Here is a 21,262-nt window from a genome sequence, read left to right as displayed (position 1 = left end):
TCAGCCATGAAACAATATAATCATACCCTTGTATCTCTTTTATTACTTGCCGTAATAACAACCGGTTGTAACAACCAGCCGCAAAATGCTCCCAGCGATATCGCCACGCCGGTATCCGTGAAGGAGTTGAAAAAAGGTTCTATCAGCAAACTGATCAACACGACCGGGACGGCACAGCCAACCTATGGTGTCGATCTTAATTCAGAGATGAGCGGTCTGTATAAATTGCAGGTAAACCCGAAAACCGGAAAACCGTTCAAACTGGGTGACCTGGTTACAAAAGGACAGTTGATCATCCGTCTGGAAGATAAAGAATATGAAAATGGTATCGCCATAGATGCGAAAGAACTGAGTCTGGAGATAGCCGAGCAGGAACAGACGAAACAAAAGGCACTTTATGAAAAAGGGGGTGTGACATTGAGTGAAATGCGTAACACCGAAGTGAAGGTGACCAATGCCCGCTATGACCTGGAGAATGCCAAACTCAACCTGGAGAAGATGAATGTGAAAGCGCCTTTCGACGGGGTTATCGTCAATCTGCCTCATTATACGACGGATGTAAGGGTGGAGCAGGGAAAACCGATGGTCGGATTGATGGATTATGCCCGGATGTATATGGATGTCAATCTGCCGGAGAGTGCTATCAGCTATGTGAAAGCCGATCAGCCGGTGTTTATCACGCATTATACGTTGCCGGAAGATACGTTGAAAGCCGTGATCAGTGAACTGTCGCCGGCTATCAGCACGGAAACCCGTACCTTCAAAGGGAAGATATTGATACAGAACAGTGGCATGAAACTGCGTCCGGGTATGTTTGTCAAAGCGGATATTGTGGTAGACCGTGCCGATAGTGCCATTATCATACCGAAAGATGTCGTACAATCCAACCGTCGCCGCAAATATGTGTTCATTGTAGACAAGAACACGGCCATCCTCCGGAACATCAAGACCGGACTGGAAGATGAAGATAATATCGAAGTACTGGAAGGATTAAAGGAAAACGACAATCTTGTTGTCAAAGGCTTCGAGACATTGAAGGAGAATAGCAAAGTGAAGGTACAAAAATAGGGGCGGAGAGTAGTATTATGAAGAACATTGTCAAATTTGCAGTAAGCAATCCGGTCACTATCTGTATGGTTGTACTGGCAATTCTGTTGCTGGGAAAGATATCCTACGATCAGTTGAGTGTGGACCTGCTGCCCGACCTGAATAATCCCCGGCTGTTCATCGAGCTGAAGGCCGGCGAACGTCCGCCGGAAGAGATAGAGAAGCAGTTCGTCAAAAATATGGAGTCGATGGCGATCCGGCAAAGCGATGTGACACAGGTTTCGTCGGTAGTCAAGGCCGGTTCGGCCCGTATCACTGTGGAATATACCTGGACGAAAGATATGGATGAGGCTTTCCTCGATCTGCAGAAAGCGATGAATCCGTTTTCCCAGAATAAGGATATTACCGAGTTGAAGATTACGCAACACGATCCCAATCAGTCGCCGGTTATCCTGATCGGTTTGTCCCATCAGACTATAACAGATATGGCGGAGCTGCGGAAAGTGGCTGAGAGTTATATCCGGAACGAACTGATCCGGTTGGAAGGCGTTGCTGAAGTAACTTTGTCCGGCCAGGAGGAAAATACCCTGATCATACAGACCGACCCGTATAAACTGGATGCTTTCGGATTGAAGATAGAAGATATTGCCTCCCGTATCGAGGCGAACAACCAAAGTATATCCGGCGGCCGTGTCAGCGAGCTGGGATTGCAGTATCTGGTAAAAAGCTCCAGTCTGTTCGGCTCAGAGGCTGATTTTGAAAATCTGATCGTCGGCTATAAGCCTGTGACGAAGCAGGAGACGGCAGCGAATGCCTCTCAGAATACAGGGACGGATGCAGCGGCAGACAAGGCTCCGCTTTTCCTGCGGGAAGTCGCTACCGTTCAATTTGAGAATGCGCGTCCCGATAATATCGTCCGCATCAACGGACAGCGGAGTATCGGTCTTTCCATCTATAAGGAAATGCGTTATAATACGGTCAAGGTGGTGGATGGCGTATCCCGTCAGCTGGCTGTTATCGAACAGGCGTTGCCCGGATATCATTTTAAGGTGATAACCAATCAGGGGACGTTTATCAAGAATGCGATCGGAGAGGTGAAGGAGAGTGCAGTCCTGGGTATTATCCTGGCTGTCATCATCCTGTTTGTTTTCCTTCGCCGGTTCGGAACTACATTGATTGTCAGTATGGCTATTCCGATCTCGATCGTGGCGACTTTCAATCTGATGTTTTTCAACGGACTTACGCTGAATATAATGACGCTCGGAGGATTGGCACTGGGAGCCGGGATGTTGGTGGATAATGCCATTGTGGTTATCGAAAGCATCTTCCGGAACCAGGAGAGAGGCGTACCTGTGAGGGAAGCGACCATTACAGGAACTTCCGAGGTGGCGGGGGCGGTGATTGCTTCGACGCTGACTACGATCGTGGTGTTCCTGCCGATCGTCTATCTGCACGGGGCTTCGGGCGAATTGTTCAAGGACCAGGCATGGACGGTGACGTTCTCGCTGGTATCGTCGCTGTTTGTGGCGATATTGGTGATACCGATGTTGTATGATCGGTTGGTCGGTAGGGGCGGTTCGCGAACCGCCCTTACGGAAGGGGCTGCTCTTCCGACTGTGGCAGCCTCATCGAAAGGCCTTCAGATGACAGGATATAGTCGCCTCTTGCGCAAGCTGATCAGTCATCGCTGGCTGGTTATCGGTGCGGCTGTCGGGCTGATGGTCGTAACGGTTTTCCTGTTGCCGTTTATCGGGACGGAGTTTATGCCGCGGACGGAAAGCAAGGCGTTTACCGTCGTGGTGAAAATGCCGGAAGGAACGCGGCTGGAACGTACAGCTTCGGCTGTCGACAATCTGGAACAGCTGCTTTATGCCATTACGGGAGATAGCCTGTCGACCGTTTACAGCCATATCGGTGAAGGAAGCGGTTCGGAAAATGCTATTTTCGAAGGCGAGAATACGGCAATGATGAAAGTGATCCTTTCTCCCGCCTGTCCGGTATCACCGGAAGCGGTGATCGAACAGCTGGTACGTACGGCGGAGAATCCGGACGGACTGGAGCTGACTATCAAGCAGGAAGAAAACTCACTGAGTTCGTTGCTGGGCAGCGAAGGAGCCCCTATCGTTGTCGAGGTGAGAGGAGAGGAGCTGGACGAGATAGCCGCTATTACAGAAGAAGTGAAGAACCGGATGCAGGATGTTTCCGGCCTTTATAATATCCTATCGTCTATCGAAGACGGTGCCCCGGAGATCACCGTCTCCATCGACCGGACGATGGCAGGTATCAACAACCTGAGCGTATCGACCGTAATCGAACAGTTGAAACAGCAGCTGGGCGGGAAGGAGGCGGGAAAGATGGAATACCGCGGAGAGATGCGCGATATCATTATTAAAGTACCTGATATCCCTCTCGGTGCCTTGGGCGACCTGGTCATCAAGAATGGCGAGCAGCAATTCCGTCTGCGTGAGATAGCGACCCTGGAAGAATCGCAGGCTCCGAAAGAGATCTACCGGCGCAACCAGAACCGCATCAGTAAAGTGATGGCAAATATGGATACGGGTAAATCGCTCGATAAGCTGGCGGAAGAGATCCGCCGGTCGGTCAAGGATATTGAATTGCCTGCCAATTATTCCATCACCGTAACGGGAGAAGAGGAAAAACGACAGGAGTCGATGAACAGCCTGCTGTTCGCCCTTGCCTTGTCGGTCATCCTCGTTTATATGGTGCTGGCATCGCAGTTCGAATCGCTTTTGCATCCGTTCACGATCCTGTTGACCATCCCCTTGGCGGTAGTCGGCGCTATCCTGCTGTTTTTCCTGACAGGGACGACGATCAATATGATGGGTGTGATCGGTATCGTGATGCTGGTCGGTATTGCCGTGAACAACTCGATCATCCTGGTGGACCGTATCAACCAGCTGAAGACGGATCGCGACCTGACTGATGCGATTGTCGAAGCAGGCCAGCAACGTATCCGGCCGATCATCATGACAACGCTGACCACTATCCTGGCATTGCTCCCGATGACGTTCAGTTTCGGTGAAGGGGCTTCGCTCCGTTCGCCGATGGCAATAGCCGTGATCGGCGGGTTGCTGACGTCTACTTTAATGAGTTTGATGGTCATTCCATGTGTATATTATATTTTGGAGAAGGAGAAAACGGGCTTAATGAATAGAAGAGCATGAACTTTTTACTACATAGAAGAATAACGATCTGCATGTTGTTTATAGCACTGACCATGCTCGGTTACGTGTCGTATAAACAACTGCCGGTAGAGTTATTGCCCAACGCGGAACTGCCGACCCTGTTTGTTCAGGTATCCTCACAGCAGGATATGGATCCTTCGTATGTGGAGTCGGAAATAATCATCCCGCTGGAAGGGGCGATCAGTTCGATCGGTGGTGTGAATAAGATAGAATCGAACGTCGACAGTCGCCAGTCTTCCATACAGGTCGATTTTAAGAATACGGTGAACTTCAAGATAACTTCCCTTCGTTTGCAGGAGAAGGTGAATGAGCTGGCTGCTACCTTCCCCGAAGGCTTTACGGTGCAGTTGCAGAAGGTGGATATCAGCCAGTTGGCGAACAACTTCATGGTTCTGCAGGTACGCGGTTCGGGAGGTGTCGACCGGGTGAGGAATATCGTGGATAAAGAGATTCGTACCGATCTGGAGAATGTCGACGGGGTGGCATCCGTAAATGTCTACGGCGGACGGGAGAAAGCGATCGAGATACGGTTGAATCCGGAAGCCTGCAAAGCCCTCAACCTTACACCGTCTTCCATCAGTAGCCTGCTGACACAAAATACACAGGATAAAGCCTTTGTCGGTTTTGCGAATGAGCCGGACAGTAAGTATTTTATCCATGTCAACGCACTTTATACGAAAGTATCCGATCTGGAGAATATCGTGGTTGCTCCCGGTCCGGTGCTGTTGAAAGATGTTGCTACCGTTTTCTTCGACCTGAAAGAGGAGACTTCCTATAGTCGTGTGAACGGGAAAGATGCCGTCTCTGTCGCCTTGATGAACGATTCGCAGGCGAACCTGATCGACTTGTCTCACCGTGCCATCGAAGCGATCGACCGGCTGAACGAGAAGCTGGCTTATCTGGACGTGGAGGTCGTGGTGCAGGAGAATACGGCGGAAACCATGGAGAACAATATCAACCAGATCATCAATCTCGCCCTGGTGGGCGGTTTGCTGGCGGTACTGATCTTGTGGCTGTTTCTGAAGAACTTGCGGCTGGTATTCTTTATCGCTCTTTCGATACCTATCTCGGTGTATACGGCATTCAATTTCTTTTATGCGTTCGGTATAACGATCAACAGCCTGACGCTGGTCGGTATGGCACTCGCGATCGGCATGCTGCTGGATAATAGTGTCGTCGTGCTGGAAAATATCTATCGCCTGTCGGCATCCGGTTGTACGCCTGAACGTTCTGTAACGCAAGGAACGAAGGAGGTATGGCGTTCTATTGTGGCGGCAACGTTGACGACGGTCACGGTCTTCCTGCCGTTCGTCTTTTCCGATAACTTTATGATCAAGCTGATCGGGCATCATATCGGTGTGTCCATCATCTCTACCCTGACGATATCCTTGTTTGTCGCCCTGCTTTTCATTCCGATGGCGACCTATGTATTGCTCTGTAGGGGGAATCGGAGGGATGGTAAGGGCGGTTCGCGAACCGCCCCTACGGCCGACAATGTCTTTTACCAAAAGGTCTCTATCACCCAGCGTCCTGTCCAGATTTATCTGGTTTTCCTGAAAACCTGTATGCGTAATCCGGGCGTGACGATTTTCGGTGCGATTATCCTTTTGTTTGTTACCCTTATTCTTTCCATCACATTGAATGTGCAGGGAATGAAGGAAGTCAATACCGACCGCATCAATGTCTATGTGACCATGCAGACAGGCAGTACGCTGGATAATGCGGATAAACTGGTACGGGTGATTGAAGAACGGCTCGATAGTTTCCCCGGCAGGAAAGAACTGATCAGCCGCATCAATGAGAAAAACGCCGTTCTAACACTCACCTTTACCGACGATTTTGTGAAAAAGGGAGGTGATAAGATGGCTGAACAGAAAGCGTCTATCCAGAGTACTTTGTCGAATATACAGGGAGCAGAGATTTCCGTCGACGAAGCTGCAGGCGGCAGTGGAGGAGGTGGCGGCGGATCGGCCATGGCCGGTTTGGGTAACTTTATGCGTCTGCTGGGGATCGGGGATAACCGGGAGCGGATCGTGATAAAGGGAGCCGATTTCGATGTGATGCAATTGGTGGCGGAAGATCTCCGTTATTATCTGGACGAACAGGAGTTTATCCGCCATTCGCGTGTCTCCTATAACCGTCGCCAGCCGGAAATACATCTGGATTTCGATCCGATCCTGCTGACTTCTTATGAAATCACCCGTGCCAATATCTCATCCGGGTTGGCTGCGCTCAATCCCGAATATTCTTCCGGTACTTCTTTCAAGATAGGAGAGGATACCTATGATATCATCATCCGTAACGATATCCCCGAAGAAGAGCAGGAGCTGGAAGAGGCAGAAGAGGAAAATACCGATACTGCCCGGAAAGAAAAGACTGTCGACGACTTGCGCCGTGTGCAGATACAGAATGCCAACGGTGGCCTGCATAACTTGCAGGATCTGGCATCTGTCAATTATGGACGGGGACGCTCCCGTATCATGCGTGTCAATCAGGACAAGCAGATCGAAGTTTTCTATAACTTCTCCAAAGATGTGGAATCGTCGAAAGACCTGCTGGAAGGATACCGTTCGGATATCGACCAACTGGTTTCCAATTATAACCTGCCTGCAGGGGGTGCCGTAGAGGTCTTCCATGAAGAGGATGAGTTTGCCGATTTCAAGTTCCTGATATTGGCAGCTTTTATTCTGATCTTTATGATACTGGCTTCTGTCTTCGAATCGCTTGTAACACCTTTTGTATTGCTTTTCTCTATTCCGCTGGCAGCCATCGGTTCCTTGCTGGCTCTGTTGCTGACCAATAACAGTCTGTTGAATGCGAATACGTTGACAGGATTCCTGATCTTGCTGGGAGTGGTAGTGAATAACGGTATCATTCTGATCGATTATTCCAATATTCTCCGTAAGCAAGGGTACAGGCGGAACAGGGCGTTGATGACGGCAGGACTGTCGCGTATCCGTCCGATCCTGATCACTTCGATCACGACCATCGTGGCTATGTTTCCGCTGGCAATGGGAGATTCGGAATATGCCGGTGCGATCGGTGCCCCGTTCGCCATTACGGTCATCGGTGGTTTGACTTTTTCCGCTTTGCTGACATTGATCCTGATCCCTACCGTTTGTATGGGGCTGGAAAATACATTGGAGTGGTATCGCAGTTTGTCCCGTAAAGTATGGGCATTCCATTTGGTTTTGTTCGTGTTGGGTGTAACCTGTGTTTGGTTGTATGGCAACGGCATGTTGTGGCAATCCATTTATTTGGTCATTCTGATTTTCGGTATTCCGGGTGTTACTTATTTTGCACAGACCAGCTTGCGGCGGGCTAAATCGAAAGTGATCGATCCGGGAGAAGAGATACATATCTCTGTCCGTAACCTGGTGAAGATTTATGACTGGCCCGGACGTATCAGCCGCCAGTGGAACAGTGGATTGCTTATTCGCCGGCATCTGGGACTAAACAACGAGTATCATTCTCTGAAAGATTTTGTGAATGTGATATGGCAATTCGGTGTCCTGCTCTTTGGTATCTATTTTACCTGGTTCTTTATTCATAGCAAGTTATGGATATTCTTGTTGTCATTTGCTATCTATGCAACCCTGCTTTACCTGTGGCGGAAGGTACGGCAATACCTGTTTTTCCGTTTCGGAGAGAATAAGTGGGTGAAATATATAAACCGTGCGATCTTTTGGAGTATCCCTCCCGTCATTCTGTTCATCCTGTTCCGGAAGATGGATAATACGGGGCTGATTTCCGTTGTCGGGCTTTTGTGGGCGTTCTGTATGGCTGTTTATATCTCTTCCCGGTATCTGTATGAGCGGGAGATCAATATTGAACGTATAAAAGGACGGTTTGCCGGATTGCGCCGTTCCTGGTTCCGTATGGTGAAAAGTATCCCGTTGATAGGAAAACAACGGAAGCCGTTCAAGGCGTTGCGGGGTGTCTCTTTCGAGATTCGTACGGGCATGTTCGGTCTGTTGGGACCTAACGGGGCCGGTAAGTCTACCTTGATGCGTATTGTCTGCGGTATTTTGGAGCAGAGTTACGGTAGTATATGGATCAACGGGTTGGATACCCGTGTCTACCGGGAGGAATTACAGAGCCTGATCGGTTTCCTGCCGCAGGAATTCGGTACGTATGAGAATATGTCGTCCTGGGAGTTCCTCGATTACCAGGCTATTCTGAAAGGATTGACCGATAACGGGCAGCGGAATGAACGTCTGGAATATGTGTTGAAAGCCGTCCACATGTATGAACGGAAAGATGATAAGATAGGCTCCTTCTCCGGCGGTATGAAGCAGCGTATCGGGATTGCTTTGATCTTGCTTCATCTGCCCCGTATCCTGGTGGTGGATGAACCTACTGCCGGTCTCGATCCGCGTGAACGCATTCGTTTCCGTAATTTGCTGGTCGAATTGAGTAAGGATCGCATTGTGATCTTCTCGACCCATATCATCGAAGATATATCCAGCTCCTGCAGCCAGGTGGTCGTAATCAATAAAGGCGAACTGAAATACTTCGGTGATCCGACGGATATGGTGGATATGGCAGCCGGCAAAGTCTGGCAGTTCCATATCGACCGGGAATCTTTCGAGCAGGTACTGGATAAAGCGATGGTGATCCATCACATACAAGATGGCGATACGATACAGGTCCGTTATCTCTCTGTCGATTCTCCTTACGAAGGAGCGGTACAGGTGGAACCGAACCTGGAAGATGCTTACCTCTGCCTCTTAAAGAATATGGATAAAGTAAGGAATTGAATGATAAAGCGTATGACAACAAAACAACTTATATTATTACTGCCCAAGATAGTAAAATACAATCTGAAGATCATCTTTGCCGGCAAATTCATTTGGTTTTTGCTGGCGGCATTCGTATTCTTTGCCTATTTCTCGTTTCAAATAGCTTGGAACCGGCAGGTGATTAATGACGGAGTGATCTATAACCTGTTGATGTTTCCTTGTGTCTTATTGGTTTTCTATCCTGCCGTATTCGGGATTCAGAACGATGAAGACAGCCGGATACTGGAGATACTCTTTGGTATTCCCGATTATAAATATAAGGTATGGGGAGTCCGTTTGCTGATGATCTATGTGGCTATTTTCTTTATATTGGTGGCTTTTTCTTATTTGGCTACATTCCTGTTGTATCCGGTCAATCCATTTGAAATGTCTATCCAGTTGATGTTTCCGCTTGTTTTCTTCGGGAACCTGGCTTTTATGTTCTCCACGATAACGCATAGTGGGAACGGTACGGCTGTGTTGACGATCATCCTGGCTATTATTCTGCTGATTACCGGTAATATGGATTTCATAGAACGCTCTTTTTGGAATATCCTGCTGAATCCGTTTAAAGTGCCCGATAACTTCCTCCCGGTGATCTGGGAAGGACTGATTGTAAAGAATCGTATTTTCCTTTTAATAGGAGGGATCGTCTGGATGATGATAGGGTTACTGAATTTGCAGAAGAGGGAGAAGTTTATATAAGGAAATAGGCACAGGTTGCATGAATACTACTGCAATCTGTGCCTAACTATTTATTCACTGTATTTATCTAACCAACGTTTTCCTGCTGGAGATTTGATAAAAATCAAGACTCCAATGGCAATTACCATCATAATACTATAAAAAAAGAATCCGAGACTCATATCATTTCTTTTTATAAGTTAATACAATAAAACCGATTACAGCAAGGGTTAACGCCAATATAATAGAATAAAGCAATAACCCATATTTGTCATCATTAAGTTGTAATGCTATTGTGATAACAGCTCCTCCGATGACCAGTTTTGAAATATCCAAAAGATATTTACCAAGTTCTTTTGCTACATCAATACTTGTACTTTGTTTCTTGAAAGAAACTGATACAAACGTTGTCTTTCGTCTCTTCTTCATAGTTAAATAATTTTGTTACAGGCAAAGATAGGATATAATATTGAAAGAGAGTAATCGCTTTCATAAATATTTATATCTGATATGCCGAAAGCCCGGCCGGAATGAACCGGTCGGGCTTTTTTGCCTGTTTTTGCTCTTCACAGAGATCGAACAGAAGAACTTTATTTCATTACTTTAGTATTAATACCGACTGCTTGTTCGCCTGTCGCAGGGTAATTGGTAGGGGCGGTTCGTGAACCGTTCCCCCCACGCAGTCAATTTAAATTTATTGATTATAAATAATTTCTTATTTTACGATTGCTTTTACAGCAGCTTCGCCTTCTACGCTTACGAATACAACGCCTGCAGACACCGCGATCGTAGCTTCGCTAGAAGAAACAACTGTGTTAGCAATTATCTGACCAAGTACGTTAGTGATAACTACGTTCTTGCCTTCAGCACCCTTAACTGTTACGAAACCGTTACCAGCGGTTACCGATACTGCATCTGCACTGATTGCATCATTGGCAACAGGTGATTCACCCTTTTCGATAGTAACCCTGATCGCTTTATCTTTTTCACCCAGTGTCAGTAAACCGTTGTAGCTAACCAGATAGTCACCTTCAACCATGTTGCGGATATAGTATTCGTCGTCTGTATCAGCCACTTTAAGAATCTGATATTTGAAGTTATTCAAACCACCCAGAATACCTTTGTTCTGATCTGCACTGGTTGCAACCAATGCCTCTTTACCGTTTACGGTTGTAGACAATGTGTCGGAATTAACTAATGTAGCTGCTTTGAAGATTACTTTGTTGATGTCTGCATACCATTGATATTCTGCTTTCTTTGCATCAGAAATAGCATTTTCAACAGAGTCAGCCACATTGAACATATACAATCTCTGAGCATCAGGAGTAACACCGCGGCGAGAGATATAGAATGAAGGAACAGTTGCTTTTGAATCGGCAGTATCCAGGCAGAATGTCAGATCAGCATCAGCAGCTGTCTTGATAGCTACAACGCCTTCGTTCTTCTCACTCAATGAGATATAACCACCTGTTGTAGACTTGAATGCTGCATGACGAGGTGTTGCTTCCAGGCTTACACCCAGTTCTTCACCTACAAGGTACAATTTGATTGCGTCGGCATCTTCTACTGCATAAGCGATACCGTCAACAGAGATAGCAGTACCGTCATCGCTTTTTACCGCTTTCGCATCTTTTGCATTAGCAAATGCTGTTGAAACAAACAGAGATACAGAACCGTCTTTGTTTTCTTTGATAAGGAATTTTGTAGCAGCTGAAGCAGCGTCACTAACGTTCTGTTCTATTTCCAAGTCTGAAGAATTGATCTTCAAATAACTATTATTATCTTCACCGTCGATAATCTGAGCAGAATAAGAATAAAAAGTTACCATCTTCTGGTTGGCAGTGTATACTTTTCCATCCTTATTATAGCAATAAGTCTGAGCAGTTCCATTAGGTTTGTCTGCTTCTTCTACCGGGATGAATTTCACTTTGATAGCCTTTGATTCTTTATCGAAAAGAGCGGTATTAGTCTTAGTCTTTTCATCTACACCGATATACAGCTTTTCAGCATTCAAAGCAGCACTCTTAGCAAATTTCAAGATAACAGTTTCAGAAGTTTGGTCTTTAACAGCGAAGCCTGCGAACGGATCAACTGTTACAGCGTTCAGGGTGATCACTTTACCTTCCAGACTTACATTTGCAGTGTAATCACTCTTGTCGTCTTTTGCAACTTCGATCGTTGCTAAATTTGTTGAAACTTCAGTAGCAACACCAACCAACTTATATTCACCGTCATTTTCTGTTTCAAACAAAGTCGATTTGAAAGTAACAGCTGTTTCAAGATTCTTGAAAGTAATAGTCTGCGTTTTTGTGTCAATAGCAGAGATTACAAACTGATACTGCGGAGTATTCAATGCAGCCAAAGCAGAACCCTGAGCTACTAACTGGAATGCAGTTCCAGCATCAGCGATAGCAACTCCCATATACTTATTATATTCAGAGTCTTTTGTACCTTTACCGCTAGCGAACCGGATATTGAATACAGACGGAGCTTTTTCTTCTTTCAATAAAGAAACAGCTTTTACCAACTTGCTGGAAGCTACTTTGAAAAGAGAACCTTCGCTGCTTGTTGTGATGTAGTTTACATCCTGGATAGCGGTTGCAATAACCTGGATGTTTTTAGCAGCATGCTTCTGATCTTTATTAGAAGATGCTTTCGGATCTGCCAGTACACGGGCAGTCAAAGCCATTTTGTATTTACCTGCAGAAGCGAACTCGTTAGGTTCTGTCACAGTGAATGCGGCATTATATACAGATACTTCTTCTTTGCTGGAAACATTATCACCTGCAATATAAGTGTTCAGATCTTCACCTTTTACAGTAGTGAACTTGAAACCTTCACCGTTAGACTGGGGTAATTTGCTGGTTTTGAAGTTCTCTGTCGGAGATACAACAATAAATGTACATGCATCGAAGTAGCCGGCTTCAACATCCTTTTGTTCGATTTCAGATTTTTCAGCCAATTCATCCGGATAGCTGGTTGCAAAGTAAGTACCTTTTTTAATAGCACGGACACCTGCTTCCAATACAATATCAGCTTCAACATCAAAAGCCTTAATACTCTGATCGAAGATATTGTCTTCTACTTCTACGCCGTCAGGAGCAAAAGAGAAACCGGCACCACCAAATGCAGCATTCAAATCTGTTGCCGCAACGGGTTGGGTTTTAACGGAGTAGAGAACTACATGATTACCAGATCCATCACCAAAGGCAATAGCACTTGTTCCAGCTATTAAAAGAGAGTTGGCACTATTCGTTCCTCCTTTAGGCAACAGGTAAGTAGTTTCACTTGTTTTCCCGCTATATGCATTAGTTCCATCTCCGAAGCTAAAGAAAATATTATTTTTAGCCTGAGTTGCATCAGCAACAGCTGTAACCATAGCGAAACTTCCGTCTACGGCAAGAAAACTCTGTGTTTTCACATTTTTCAATGTGTAATAGATTTTACCGGCGTCTTTAACTTCAGTCACCGTCCATAAGTAGTTACTAATTTCTCCGGATGATAACTCAAAAGCTTCAGCCAAGGTTGTACTTGCAGATGCAATATTCAATCCGGCTAAAGCTGGAGTGGCTGCAGCTGTTTTTTCCATACCCATCAGATAGTCGGAAGTTTGAGCAACATCCTCACCTGCCTGCTGTACAATGTAATACATGTCACCTGAAGTGATTGTTGTGGCTTTTGGCCCCACAGGAATGTAGGTTGCGTCTGCCTTTGCACTACTAAACAACGCTCCCACCATCAGTAGGCTTGCTGTCAATAAAGTAGAAAACTTTTTGTCCATAATCTTAAAATTAATTGTTTATAAAATAGAGTAAAAAAACGTCTAACAATTAATTTTACGAAGGGGAGAACAAGCCCGGCTTTGGTTACGAACGGGCATAAATAAAGCGCGGGCGTTGTCTATCATCAGTCTTTAGGCATCGGCAAACGCCCATCTAGAGATAATAGAACAATAGCTCGCGCTTATACGATATAAAATAATTCTCCCATATAAAATGGTAGAAAACTTATACGTAATCAGCGCAAGCATTTTATGTCCATCATTCCTCTAGATTAAAATTTTGCCGATTTTAAAGACTAGAACAATCTTCGTAAAATGCTTGCAATATGTATTTGAAACCGCTTTATCATGAGCCGCTGCCCACTACGGATTCGTTGCAAAGGTAAAGAGGTTTTCCGAATCAACAAGAAAAAACGCTCCTAATTTTCCGAAATAGGAGGATTATAGAACGAAACAACACGATTTATGCAACATACACCCCTGTTTAACGCACTGAGATCATATAATTATTTCAGGAAAACATAGGAACTTAGACGCTGTTTTGAATTTATTGTTTGTTTCAAATATTGTCAGTTTTGAATGTAGTGTCGTTGGTAGGGGCGGTTCGCGAACCGCCCTTACAGGCGCCGTCACAATGGAACAGGCAGGTTCATATCTTTCTATATTCGTATCTCTGCTTTTTCATACCTACAGAGAGAATTTTGACCATGGCCTTCACCTGTCACCGGTGTTGTATAGAGCTATTAAACAGCTGATTGTGGTGAAACGTCACGTTTCACCGACAACACTTCACTTTGTATTGTAAGTCTTTTTTAATAGCTGCCGGAGCCAATATCTGTGGCTGCCGGAGTCATTACCAGTGGCTGCCGGAGCCATTTCAAATGGGTGCCGGAACTAATACGAACGGGTGCCTACCCATTGAAGAAAAGACTTAAGTCTTTCCGAAAAAAGATAGCTCTTTTGAAGATAAAAGTCCCTTCTTTTGATTTCAAAAGTCTTGTCTTAACATTTCAAAAGACCCTACTTTAATTTGTGATTTTTAGCCTTTACAAAGACGTGTCACCGGAAAAATCAGATATACAGATAGATACAAGCCGTGACAGGTGAAGGGTTATCTGTTAGATAGACACAGAATAGTTCAATTATTTCTATAACTTCTCTATCTCTTCCGCCGACAACCCTGTGCAGGTTGCAATGTCGGCTGTCGGCATTCCTATACGTTTCATATTGATTGCAGTTTGGCGTAATTTTGCTTCTCCTTCCGCTTTTCCTTCGGCAAGTCCTTCAAGACGGCCTTCCCATTTGGCAGTATCGAGTACGTCGTTCTGGATCATAATCGCATTCAGGTGCTCGTCATACGCATGGCGCTCACTCGAAGACATGGAGTAGTATTTCAGTTTCTCGCGGGCTTCACGAAGACCGGGCGCCGTCGTGTCGGGACGGATCGTACCGTCTTTCAAATAAGTGATCCATTCGTCCAACGGCGTGGTAGCCACTTTGTCGAACTCGTTTACGCGGATCAGAATGTACTCCGGAAAGATCTCCGCAGGCAGACGAGTAATGACTGCATCGCGATCACGTGTGTTAATACGCAGACGGTCGCCGGTATGTACGCCGGTGAAATGGTTCTGACCATGATAGATATAGTCTGTTCCCACACCCAGATCAAAATAAAGGATACTGATGGAGTAGACTTTCTTTACATTCTGATAGCCTTCGCCCAGCGAGATATGCTCGGTGATGGCTTTGGCCACTCCGTAGAGGATGCGTTCGAGATAATGCACCTCACGGGTGTTTTGGATTTCGACGATGATAATTTCGCCTTTGCTGTTCCTGGCCTTGATGTCGACACGGTTGAATTTATCATCGGCACTTTCCTGGTTGCTTTCACTTTCAAGGATTTCGAGAATATTAACCTCCTCACGCAACATCACGGTCAGGAAACCGTTGAGCACACCGAAGTTGGCCTTCTGGCGCAACAAGCGCTTGATTGCCCAGTCGAAACGGATATACCGGTCCTGCAACTCTTGTCTTTCATTCTCTGCCATGTCTTTCTGATCTAATTCTTTCATAATTAAGTGTTTTTATGTTAGTCACTCTACAAATATACATAATTAATAGATGAATAGGCATAGTTTGTTCAATATTTATCAGATATGAATGTAGTGTCGTTGGTAGGGGCGGTTCGCGAACCGCCCTTACAGGCGCCGTCACAATGGAACAGGCAGGTTCGACCGTAGGGGCGGGGTTCAATATTTCCTATCTTCGAACGTGAAGCCCATCTGTCATCTGTCAACTGAAAAAAGTATCTGCCATGCCCTTATCCACTGAATGACTACGTGTTACATCAGCAAATGACAGATGACAGATACTTTTCTAAAAACTTTGTGTAGAGCTTGCGGTAGCAAGCATTATGCCGGAGCGATACGAGGCATGAACAAAGGCTCCTTTTCCAGTTCGGCATGGAGCATTTTTAATAACAGATTTGATTTCAGTTCTTTTGCTTCCGGGACATCCCACAGGTTTTTCAACTCTTTAGGGTCGTTAATCAGATCGAACAACTCGCCATACGTTTGATTCATATAAATTGTGAGCTTATATTGCTCATCTATATAGCTTTTAGCATAAAATTTGGTCGGTTGGAAATGGTTTTCAACAAGAACGTGTGTCCTGGCCTTTTCTTTTTTACCGCACCATACTTCACTCTGATCTATACCTGTCATCGTTAGCGGTTGAGTGATACCCGCGAGACTTAGGAATGTCTGTGCCAGATCGACTGTCGATAACATCGCCGATGAACGCCCGCCTGCCTTTTCCCCTCCCGGGACGGCTACGATACAGGGGACGCGGAGCAGGTCTTCATAATGATGGATCGCTTTCGCTATCAGTCCGTGCTGACCGTAGAAATGACCATGGTCGGAGGTGAAAACGATAACTGTATTCTTTGTCAAATCCAATTCATCCAGTTTATCCAGTATCTTGCCTATGTAATGGTCCATCATGGAGATCATGCCATAATAAGTGGCCATATTCCGGGCTCTCGACTCTTTTGTAGAGAGCTGCGAATGAGCTCCGTGAACCCATGACGGTCTGTCTTCACCCTCTTCTTTCAGATAAGAGAAATCAGGATTGCGTGTTTGCGTCAATTTAAAATGAACCGGTTTATCATCGAATTCTCCGGGTGTAAATTCTGGCACATCCATATCTTCCGGTTTGTACATGGAAGCCCATGGCTCAGGTACCAGATAGCTGGGATGTGGGTCGAAGAAGCTCGCCCAGAGGAAGAACTTTTCATTTTTTTCTTTATACCCTTCCAGCATCTTATTGGTACGTTCTGCGATCCAGGTGTCGTAATGGTACTTTTCGGGAATGTTCCAGACATGGTATTGAGGGTCGCTGGTCCCTGTCGGTTTACGGAACCAGTCACGCCAGTTCGTACAGCCGTTGTCTTCCAGCCAGATACCGTAATGTTGTCCTACATGCGGTTCGTCGGTATGATTACGGGTAAGTTCTACGTGCTCGAATCCATAGAAAGGACCGTTGAACTTACGCCAGAAGTCGAATTCCTGTAATATTGGGTATGCTTCGCAGGAAGGATATTCTTCACTTCCTTTCAACGGTTGGAAATGGGCTTTGCCGATCAGGGCTGTACGGTATCCGGCCTTTTGGAAACAATCGCCGACGGTAAGCTCATTTTCAGGAAGCTTGGTTCCCAGTGACCAGGCACCGTGCTGACTGGCATATTTACCTGTAATAATACTGGCACGGGTCGGTGTACTGGTCGGGTTGTTACAATAAGCCCTGTCGAAGATGATACCCATTTTAGCTAACCTGTCCAGATTGGGTGTCTTTATCTGAGGGTTATTATATCCCATACACATATAGTGATGCTGATCACTCGTAATCAATAGAATATTACGATCGGTCAGGCTGTTCTTTTCCAGTACCGTTTTTCCTCCGAACTCTTTTTCATAAATCTTTTCGAGATGAGGATCGATATAATGCAGATCCCTGTTGGAAATAGCATTATTCAAGGCCTCTGCATTCAGAAAGGAAGAAGGGACGGCACAGCCAAAACCTATTGATGCTAAAAAGGTACGTCTTTTCATGGCTTAAACTTTATTATTTATATCTCGTCCGGCCAGGGGCAGGGTTTACCTGTTGCTTTGAATGAAGGACGTTGGGCATCCATTTTACGTAATTGCTTGCCCAGGTCTTTGGATAGCTTCTTTACCAGCTTGGGATGAGTGGCGGACAGATCGTTCTTTTCTCCTATATCGTCGGGGATGTTGAACAATTCCTTTTTTCCGGTTTCATAATAATAGATCAGTTTCCAGTCCCCCTGGCGGATCGTGCAGGTCGCTCCGATACCCGGACCGGTGTTTCCCCAAAGGTTCGGGAAGTTCCAGTAGAGACTGCGGCCTTTCGAAGGATCGCCGGTGTTGGTCAGTAACGGCATGAAGCTGACACCGTCGACAGGCTGGATCGTTTTGTATTTCTTTATGCCTGCCATTTCAAGGATGGTAGGAAAGAAGTCTTCGATGATAAGGTATTTGTCAGTCTTGGTTTGCGGCTGTACTTTTCCCGGCCAGCTGACGATCATCGGTTCGCGGACACCGCCTTCATAGGCAGAACCTTTACCGCTGTTTAGCGGGGAGTTCTGAGTATGGGGAACACCGTCACGCCATTCCGGTTCGGCAGCAAGTCCGCCGTTATCAGACATGAAAAGAATGATGGTATTATCTGCCAGGTTATTCTTCTCCAGGTAATCCATGATATCTCCCAGGCTCTTGTCCATTCCCTCGATCAGGGCGGCATAAGCGGCCTCTTTCTCTCCCAGTCCCTTGTCGATATACTTCTGATAGAAACGCATATCCTTGTCGATCGGGACGTGGATGGCGTAATGCGACATATACAAGAAGAACGGCTGGTCGTATTGCTGTGCCTTATCCAATGCTTTCATGGCTTTCCGGGTTAAGGCTTCCGTGATGAAAATATCTTTTCCCCAATACTCATCCAGTCCCGGAACGGCGAACCAGGGATTCGGTTTGCCGTCTGTCCGGTTACCGAAATTGGCTTCTCCCAGATAGCTTGCCAGTCCGCCGCCGGCATGTCCTGCAATATTCACCTCAAAGCCGAAATGATACGGGTTCTCTCCCGGTGTATCGAGAGCCCCCCAATGTGCCTTCCCGCAGTGGATAGTATGATATCCGTTATCTTTCAGTATTTGGGCCATAGAAGTGACCTGATAGGTATGTTCGATGCCGGGAACTTCGCAGATACCGTTCACATTCCAGTCCGGTAATTCCAGTACATCGCTTTTACGGTCGGTGGAGGCATTCTTCGGATAGGTCCAGTTCGTTACCCGGTGACGGCCGGCATTCATACCGGTGTAGAGGCTGCAACGGCTCGGCGAACTGATACTGGAAGCATACGCCTGGGTGAACATCATTCCCTGGCGGGCGAGACGTTCCATATTGGGCGTTTCATATACTTCGTTGTAATGGGTTTTTTCCTTCCAGAAGGGGAGGGAAGTATCCTGCCAGCCCATATCATCTACCAAAAAGAGAATAATATTCGGCCGGTCCTGCGGCTTTGCTGCTTCGGCTTGTCCTGTCGTTCCCAGTAAGGGTATTGCAGCCAGGGAAAAGAATAGTCTCTTGTTCATATTCGTATTTTTTGAATGTTATTTGTTGATTGTTATTTTTCCCGGAGCAGACACCGGGATACTCCGCAGTTCCCGTTTATTTCCTGATTCTACCCATACTTTGACGGTACCCGGACAGAGAACATCCAGGGTGAGTTGTTTGTCATTACGGGTAAGGATGCGGACTGTCGACGGCGAAAGGAATTTTTCCTGTACACCGATGACCGCCCAACCGTTGGCAACAGGGCAGAGATGGTACAGTTGGTCGGTGAAACCTTCCAATATGATTTGTTTATCCGTAGTCAGTTCGGTGGCAGCCTGTTTAGCCCAATCATAAAGGATGATCCGTTGATCATTGGGGCTTGCTTTCTCTGTCATCGTCTCACGCAGCAGATAATCGGCTTTACTGATCATAGCTTGCACGTTATGATACTGGGGAGAAGTGTTCAGGTTATAGCATATCAGCGATACGGCTTCATCACCGGTAGGGGCAAATACCCGGTAAGCTTTGCCGTCTTGCAGCGGGTTTGTGATAACCGATTCGGGTGTCGGGATGGCAGGAGCCTCGGGACGGAACAGCTTTCCTTCCTCATCGATTAGCGGCAATATGTTTTCTTTGATAAAATCAGCAGGAGAGTCCGACAGATAAACCGGACCGCCGGACAGGGCTTTCGACCGGGCCATCAGACTTCCGCAGACGGTATCGCAAGAATGGAACATATCATGGTCGGGCCATACGGTCTGCCCTTGCAATAACGTATTGGTATAAGACTGGAACAGATGCGATTTCGCCATGTTCTCGTCATATTTCTTGTAATCGATGCTGACACGGGTTACACCACTATATAATGTATGGTCGATGTTCAAAATATTCTGTGCCATACAGTTCATCAGGCCGACTTGTTGGTTGTGTGTCTGCTCTTCCAATGCCAGGTTACACGCTTTGGCCTGTCGTATAACTTCCGTATTTCCCATGTAAAGGGGCAGCAGGAACGACTGGTTATCTATTTTAAGGAAGTCGAAGCCATAGTCTTTCAATGTCCCGACATAATATTGGTAGAATGTATCTATATTCTTTTTACTTGTCCCCGGAAGCATACTGCCGTTGTAAAGATAGAGTGATTGTTTTACCTTTTCCGGAAAGTTATTTTCCGGAGATATGCCTAACCAATAACCGCAGAAATTATACCATAGTCCTATCCATTTTACCTTGTTGTCTTTTTTCCGTGCCATGATATTCTTCCATCCGTTAGGAAATCTCTCCTTATCCGGAATAAAACTGGTAAGTTGACGATCTTTATTAGCTAAATGACCGTCGTCTATCAATACGTAACGGATGGGAAGACCGGACGCTTCGATGCCATCGAGGTCGTTCAGCATTTTGGTTTCGTCTATATCATAATGGTAGTGTTCCCATGAGCACCATCCCAGATATTTAAAGGCCTCGAAATAGTCTTTGTCTGTTCTTTTCCGGAGTGCAGATACCTTTTTATTATCTATTAATGCGGCGTAAGCTTTCCGGATGGCTTCATAAGTCGTCGGACCTTTTTCGACCAGTAAAACAGGTGCTTTTGATGGCAGACAGTCTGTTCCCAAAGTAGAAAGATAGACGGTGAGTGAACCGTCTTTATTTACCTGAAACCAGCTGATACTGTTTTCGGCGGCTACCGCTTTGGCATACAGGAATTGTCCGTCGGATAATTTCAGTAGTAATGCATCGCCTGATACGGAAGGTGCCCCGTTGGAAGGAATACCAGGATAATCATCTTTTGTCAGGTCTTCCAATCGGTTGAACACCCACGGTAACAACCGGTTGGTGTTATTTGGCCATTGATAATCGCCCGGACGGGAGTCACGGCTGAAGAAGATACCTTGTTTATATGCCGGGATCGTTACTCGGTAGGCAATGGTTTGTTGTTTTGCCGGTATGTTCTTTTCGTAGAATACGGGGGATTGCAGTTCTTCTATATTTACTGCTTTATCCATCTGTACGGCAGTTATATCGTTGAACATCTTTCCTTTTTCGTAAGTAAAAGAAGTTTGTCCTTTCATACTGGTACTGATGATTGCACTTCCAAGTAATATGGAAAGTAGATATGCTTTGTTGTTTTTCATA

The 21,262-nt window shown here is 46.0% G+C and carries 10 protein-coding genes; 4 read left to right on the top strand and 6 right to left on the bottom strand.

The annotated features are described in order from the left end of the window. The first annotated feature begins 6 nt into the window (after positions 1-6). Genes P3L47_RS05745 through P3L47_RS05730 form a run of 4 tightly spaced genes read left to right on the top strand, consistent with a single transcriptional unit; the run spans position 7 to position 9,739 of the window. Positions 7-1,068 carry an efflux RND transporter periplasmic adaptor subunit gene (locus P3L47_RS05745; RefSeq protein WP_277782989.1) on the top strand — a complete coding sequence of 354 codons (1,062 nt, stop codon included), beginning with the start codon at positions 7-9 and terminating at the stop codon, positions 1,066-1,068. Between the two features lie 17 nt (positions 1,069-1,085). Continuing rightward, positions 1,086-4,232: an efflux RND transporter permease subunit gene (locus P3L47_RS05740; RefSeq protein ID WP_277782988.1), complete on the top strand. Its 3,147-nt coding sequence runs from the start codon at positions 1,086-1,088 to the stop codon at positions 4,230-4,232. Continuing rightward, the gene (locus P3L47_RS05735; RefSeq protein ID WP_277782987.1) at positions 4,229-9,013 is read left to right on the top strand and encodes an efflux RND transporter permease subunit; all 4,785 of its coding nucleotides are present in this window, start codon (positions 4,229-4,231) and stop codon (positions 9,011-9,013) included. The genes P3L47_RS05740 and P3L47_RS05735 overlap by 4 nt, the downstream gene beginning before the upstream one ends. Before the next feature lie 12 nt (positions 9,014-9,025). Continuing rightward, complete coding sequence (locus P3L47_RS05730; protein WP_122362083.1) at positions 9,026-9,739, top strand: hypothetical protein; 714 nt, start codon at positions 9,026-9,028, stop codon at positions 9,737-9,739. A gap of 162 nt (positions 9,740-9,901) precedes the next feature. Here P3L47_RS05730 and P3L47_RS05725 read toward each other — a convergent pair whose 3' ends face one another. From P3L47_RS05725 to P3L47_RS05700, 6 genes are all read right to left on the bottom strand, one after another. After that, the gene (locus P3L47_RS05725; RefSeq protein ID WP_277782986.1) at positions 9,902-10,147 is read right to left on the bottom strand and encodes a DUF6722 family protein; all 246 of its coding nucleotides are present in this window, start codon (positions 10,145-10,147) and stop codon (positions 9,902-9,904) included. A 286-nt stretch (positions 10,148-10,433) separates the two neighbouring features. Further along, complete coding sequence (locus P3L47_RS05720) at positions 10,434-13,499, bottom strand: DUF6383 domain-containing protein (RefSeq protein WP_277782985.1); 3,066 nt, start codon at positions 13,497-13,499, stop codon at positions 10,434-10,436. Positions 13,500-14,647: 1,148 nt separating this feature from the next. Continuing rightward, positions 14,648-15,571: an Rpn family recombination-promoting nuclease/putative transposase gene (locus P3L47_RS05715; protein ID WP_277782984.1), complete on the bottom strand. Its 924-nt coding sequence runs from the start codon at positions 15,569-15,571 to the stop codon at positions 14,648-14,650. Between the two features lie 339 nt (positions 15,572-15,910). Next, positions 15,911-17,608 carry a sulfatase family protein gene (locus P3L47_RS05710; RefSeq protein ID WP_277782983.1) on the bottom strand — a complete coding sequence of 566 codons (1,698 nt, stop codon included), beginning with the start codon at positions 17,606-17,608 and terminating at the stop codon, positions 15,911-15,913. A 17-nt stretch (positions 17,609-17,625) separates the two neighbouring features. Next, positions 17,626-19,167: a sulfatase gene (locus P3L47_RS05705; RefSeq protein ID WP_122362084.1), complete on the bottom strand. Its 1,542-nt coding sequence runs from the start codon at positions 19,165-19,167 to the stop codon at positions 17,626-17,628. Between the two features lie 18 nt (positions 19,168-19,185). After that, on the bottom strand, positions 19,186-21,261 hold the full coding sequence (locus P3L47_RS05700; protein WP_277782982.1) for a Sip1-related alpha-galactosidase: 2,076 nt from the start codon (positions 21,259-21,261) through the stop codon (positions 19,186-19,188). Position 21,262 lies beyond the last annotated feature (1 nt).

This window comes from Parabacteroides chongii, from assembly GCF_029581355.1.
Taxonomy (GTDB): Bacteria; Bacteroidota; Bacteroidia; order Bacteroidales; family Tannerellaceae; genus Parabacteroides; species Parabacteroides chongii.
Note: the sequence above shows the minus strand (reverse complement) of the source record. Positions and strands in the feature narration are given on the sequence as shown.

Bases quoted from the DNA above. Each gene is read 5' to 3' on its own strand.
- P3L47_RS05745 (WP_277782989.1), top strand. From the start codon at position 7: ATGAAACAATATAATCATACCCTTGTATCTCTTTTATTACTTGCCGTA.
- P3L47_RS05740 (WP_277782988.1), top strand. From the start codon at position 1,086: ATGAAGAACATTGTCAAATTTGCAGTAAGCAATCCGGTCACTATCTGT.
- P3L47_RS05735 (WP_277782987.1), top strand. From the start codon at position 4,229: ATGAACTTTTTACTACATAGAAGAATAACGATCTGCATGTTGTTTATA.
- P3L47_RS05730 (WP_122362083.1), top strand. From the start codon at position 9,026: ATGACAACAAAACAACTTATATTATTACTGCCCAAGATAGTAAAATAC.
- P3L47_RS05725 (WP_277782986.1), bottom strand. From the start codon at position 10,147: ATGAAGAAGAGACGAAAGACAACGTTTGTATCAGTTTCTTTCAAGAAA.
- P3L47_RS05720 (WP_277782985.1), bottom strand. From the start codon at position 13,499: ATGGACAAAAAGTTTTCTACTTTATTGACAGCAAGCCTACTGATGGTG.
- P3L47_RS05715 (WP_277782984.1), bottom strand. From the start codon at position 15,571: ATGAAAGAATTAGATCAGAAAGACATGGCAGAGAATGAAAGACAAGAG.
- P3L47_RS05710 (WP_277782983.1), bottom strand. From the start codon at position 17,608: ATGAAAAGACGTACCTTTTTAGCATCAATAGGTTTTGGCTGTGCCGTC.
- P3L47_RS05705 (WP_122362084.1), bottom strand. From the start codon at position 19,167: ATGAACAAGAGACTATTCTTTTCCCTGGCTGCAATACCCTTACTGGGA.
- P3L47_RS05700 (WP_277782982.1), bottom strand. From the start codon at position 21,261: ATGAAAAACAACAAAGCATATCTACTTTCCATATTACTTGGAAGTGCA.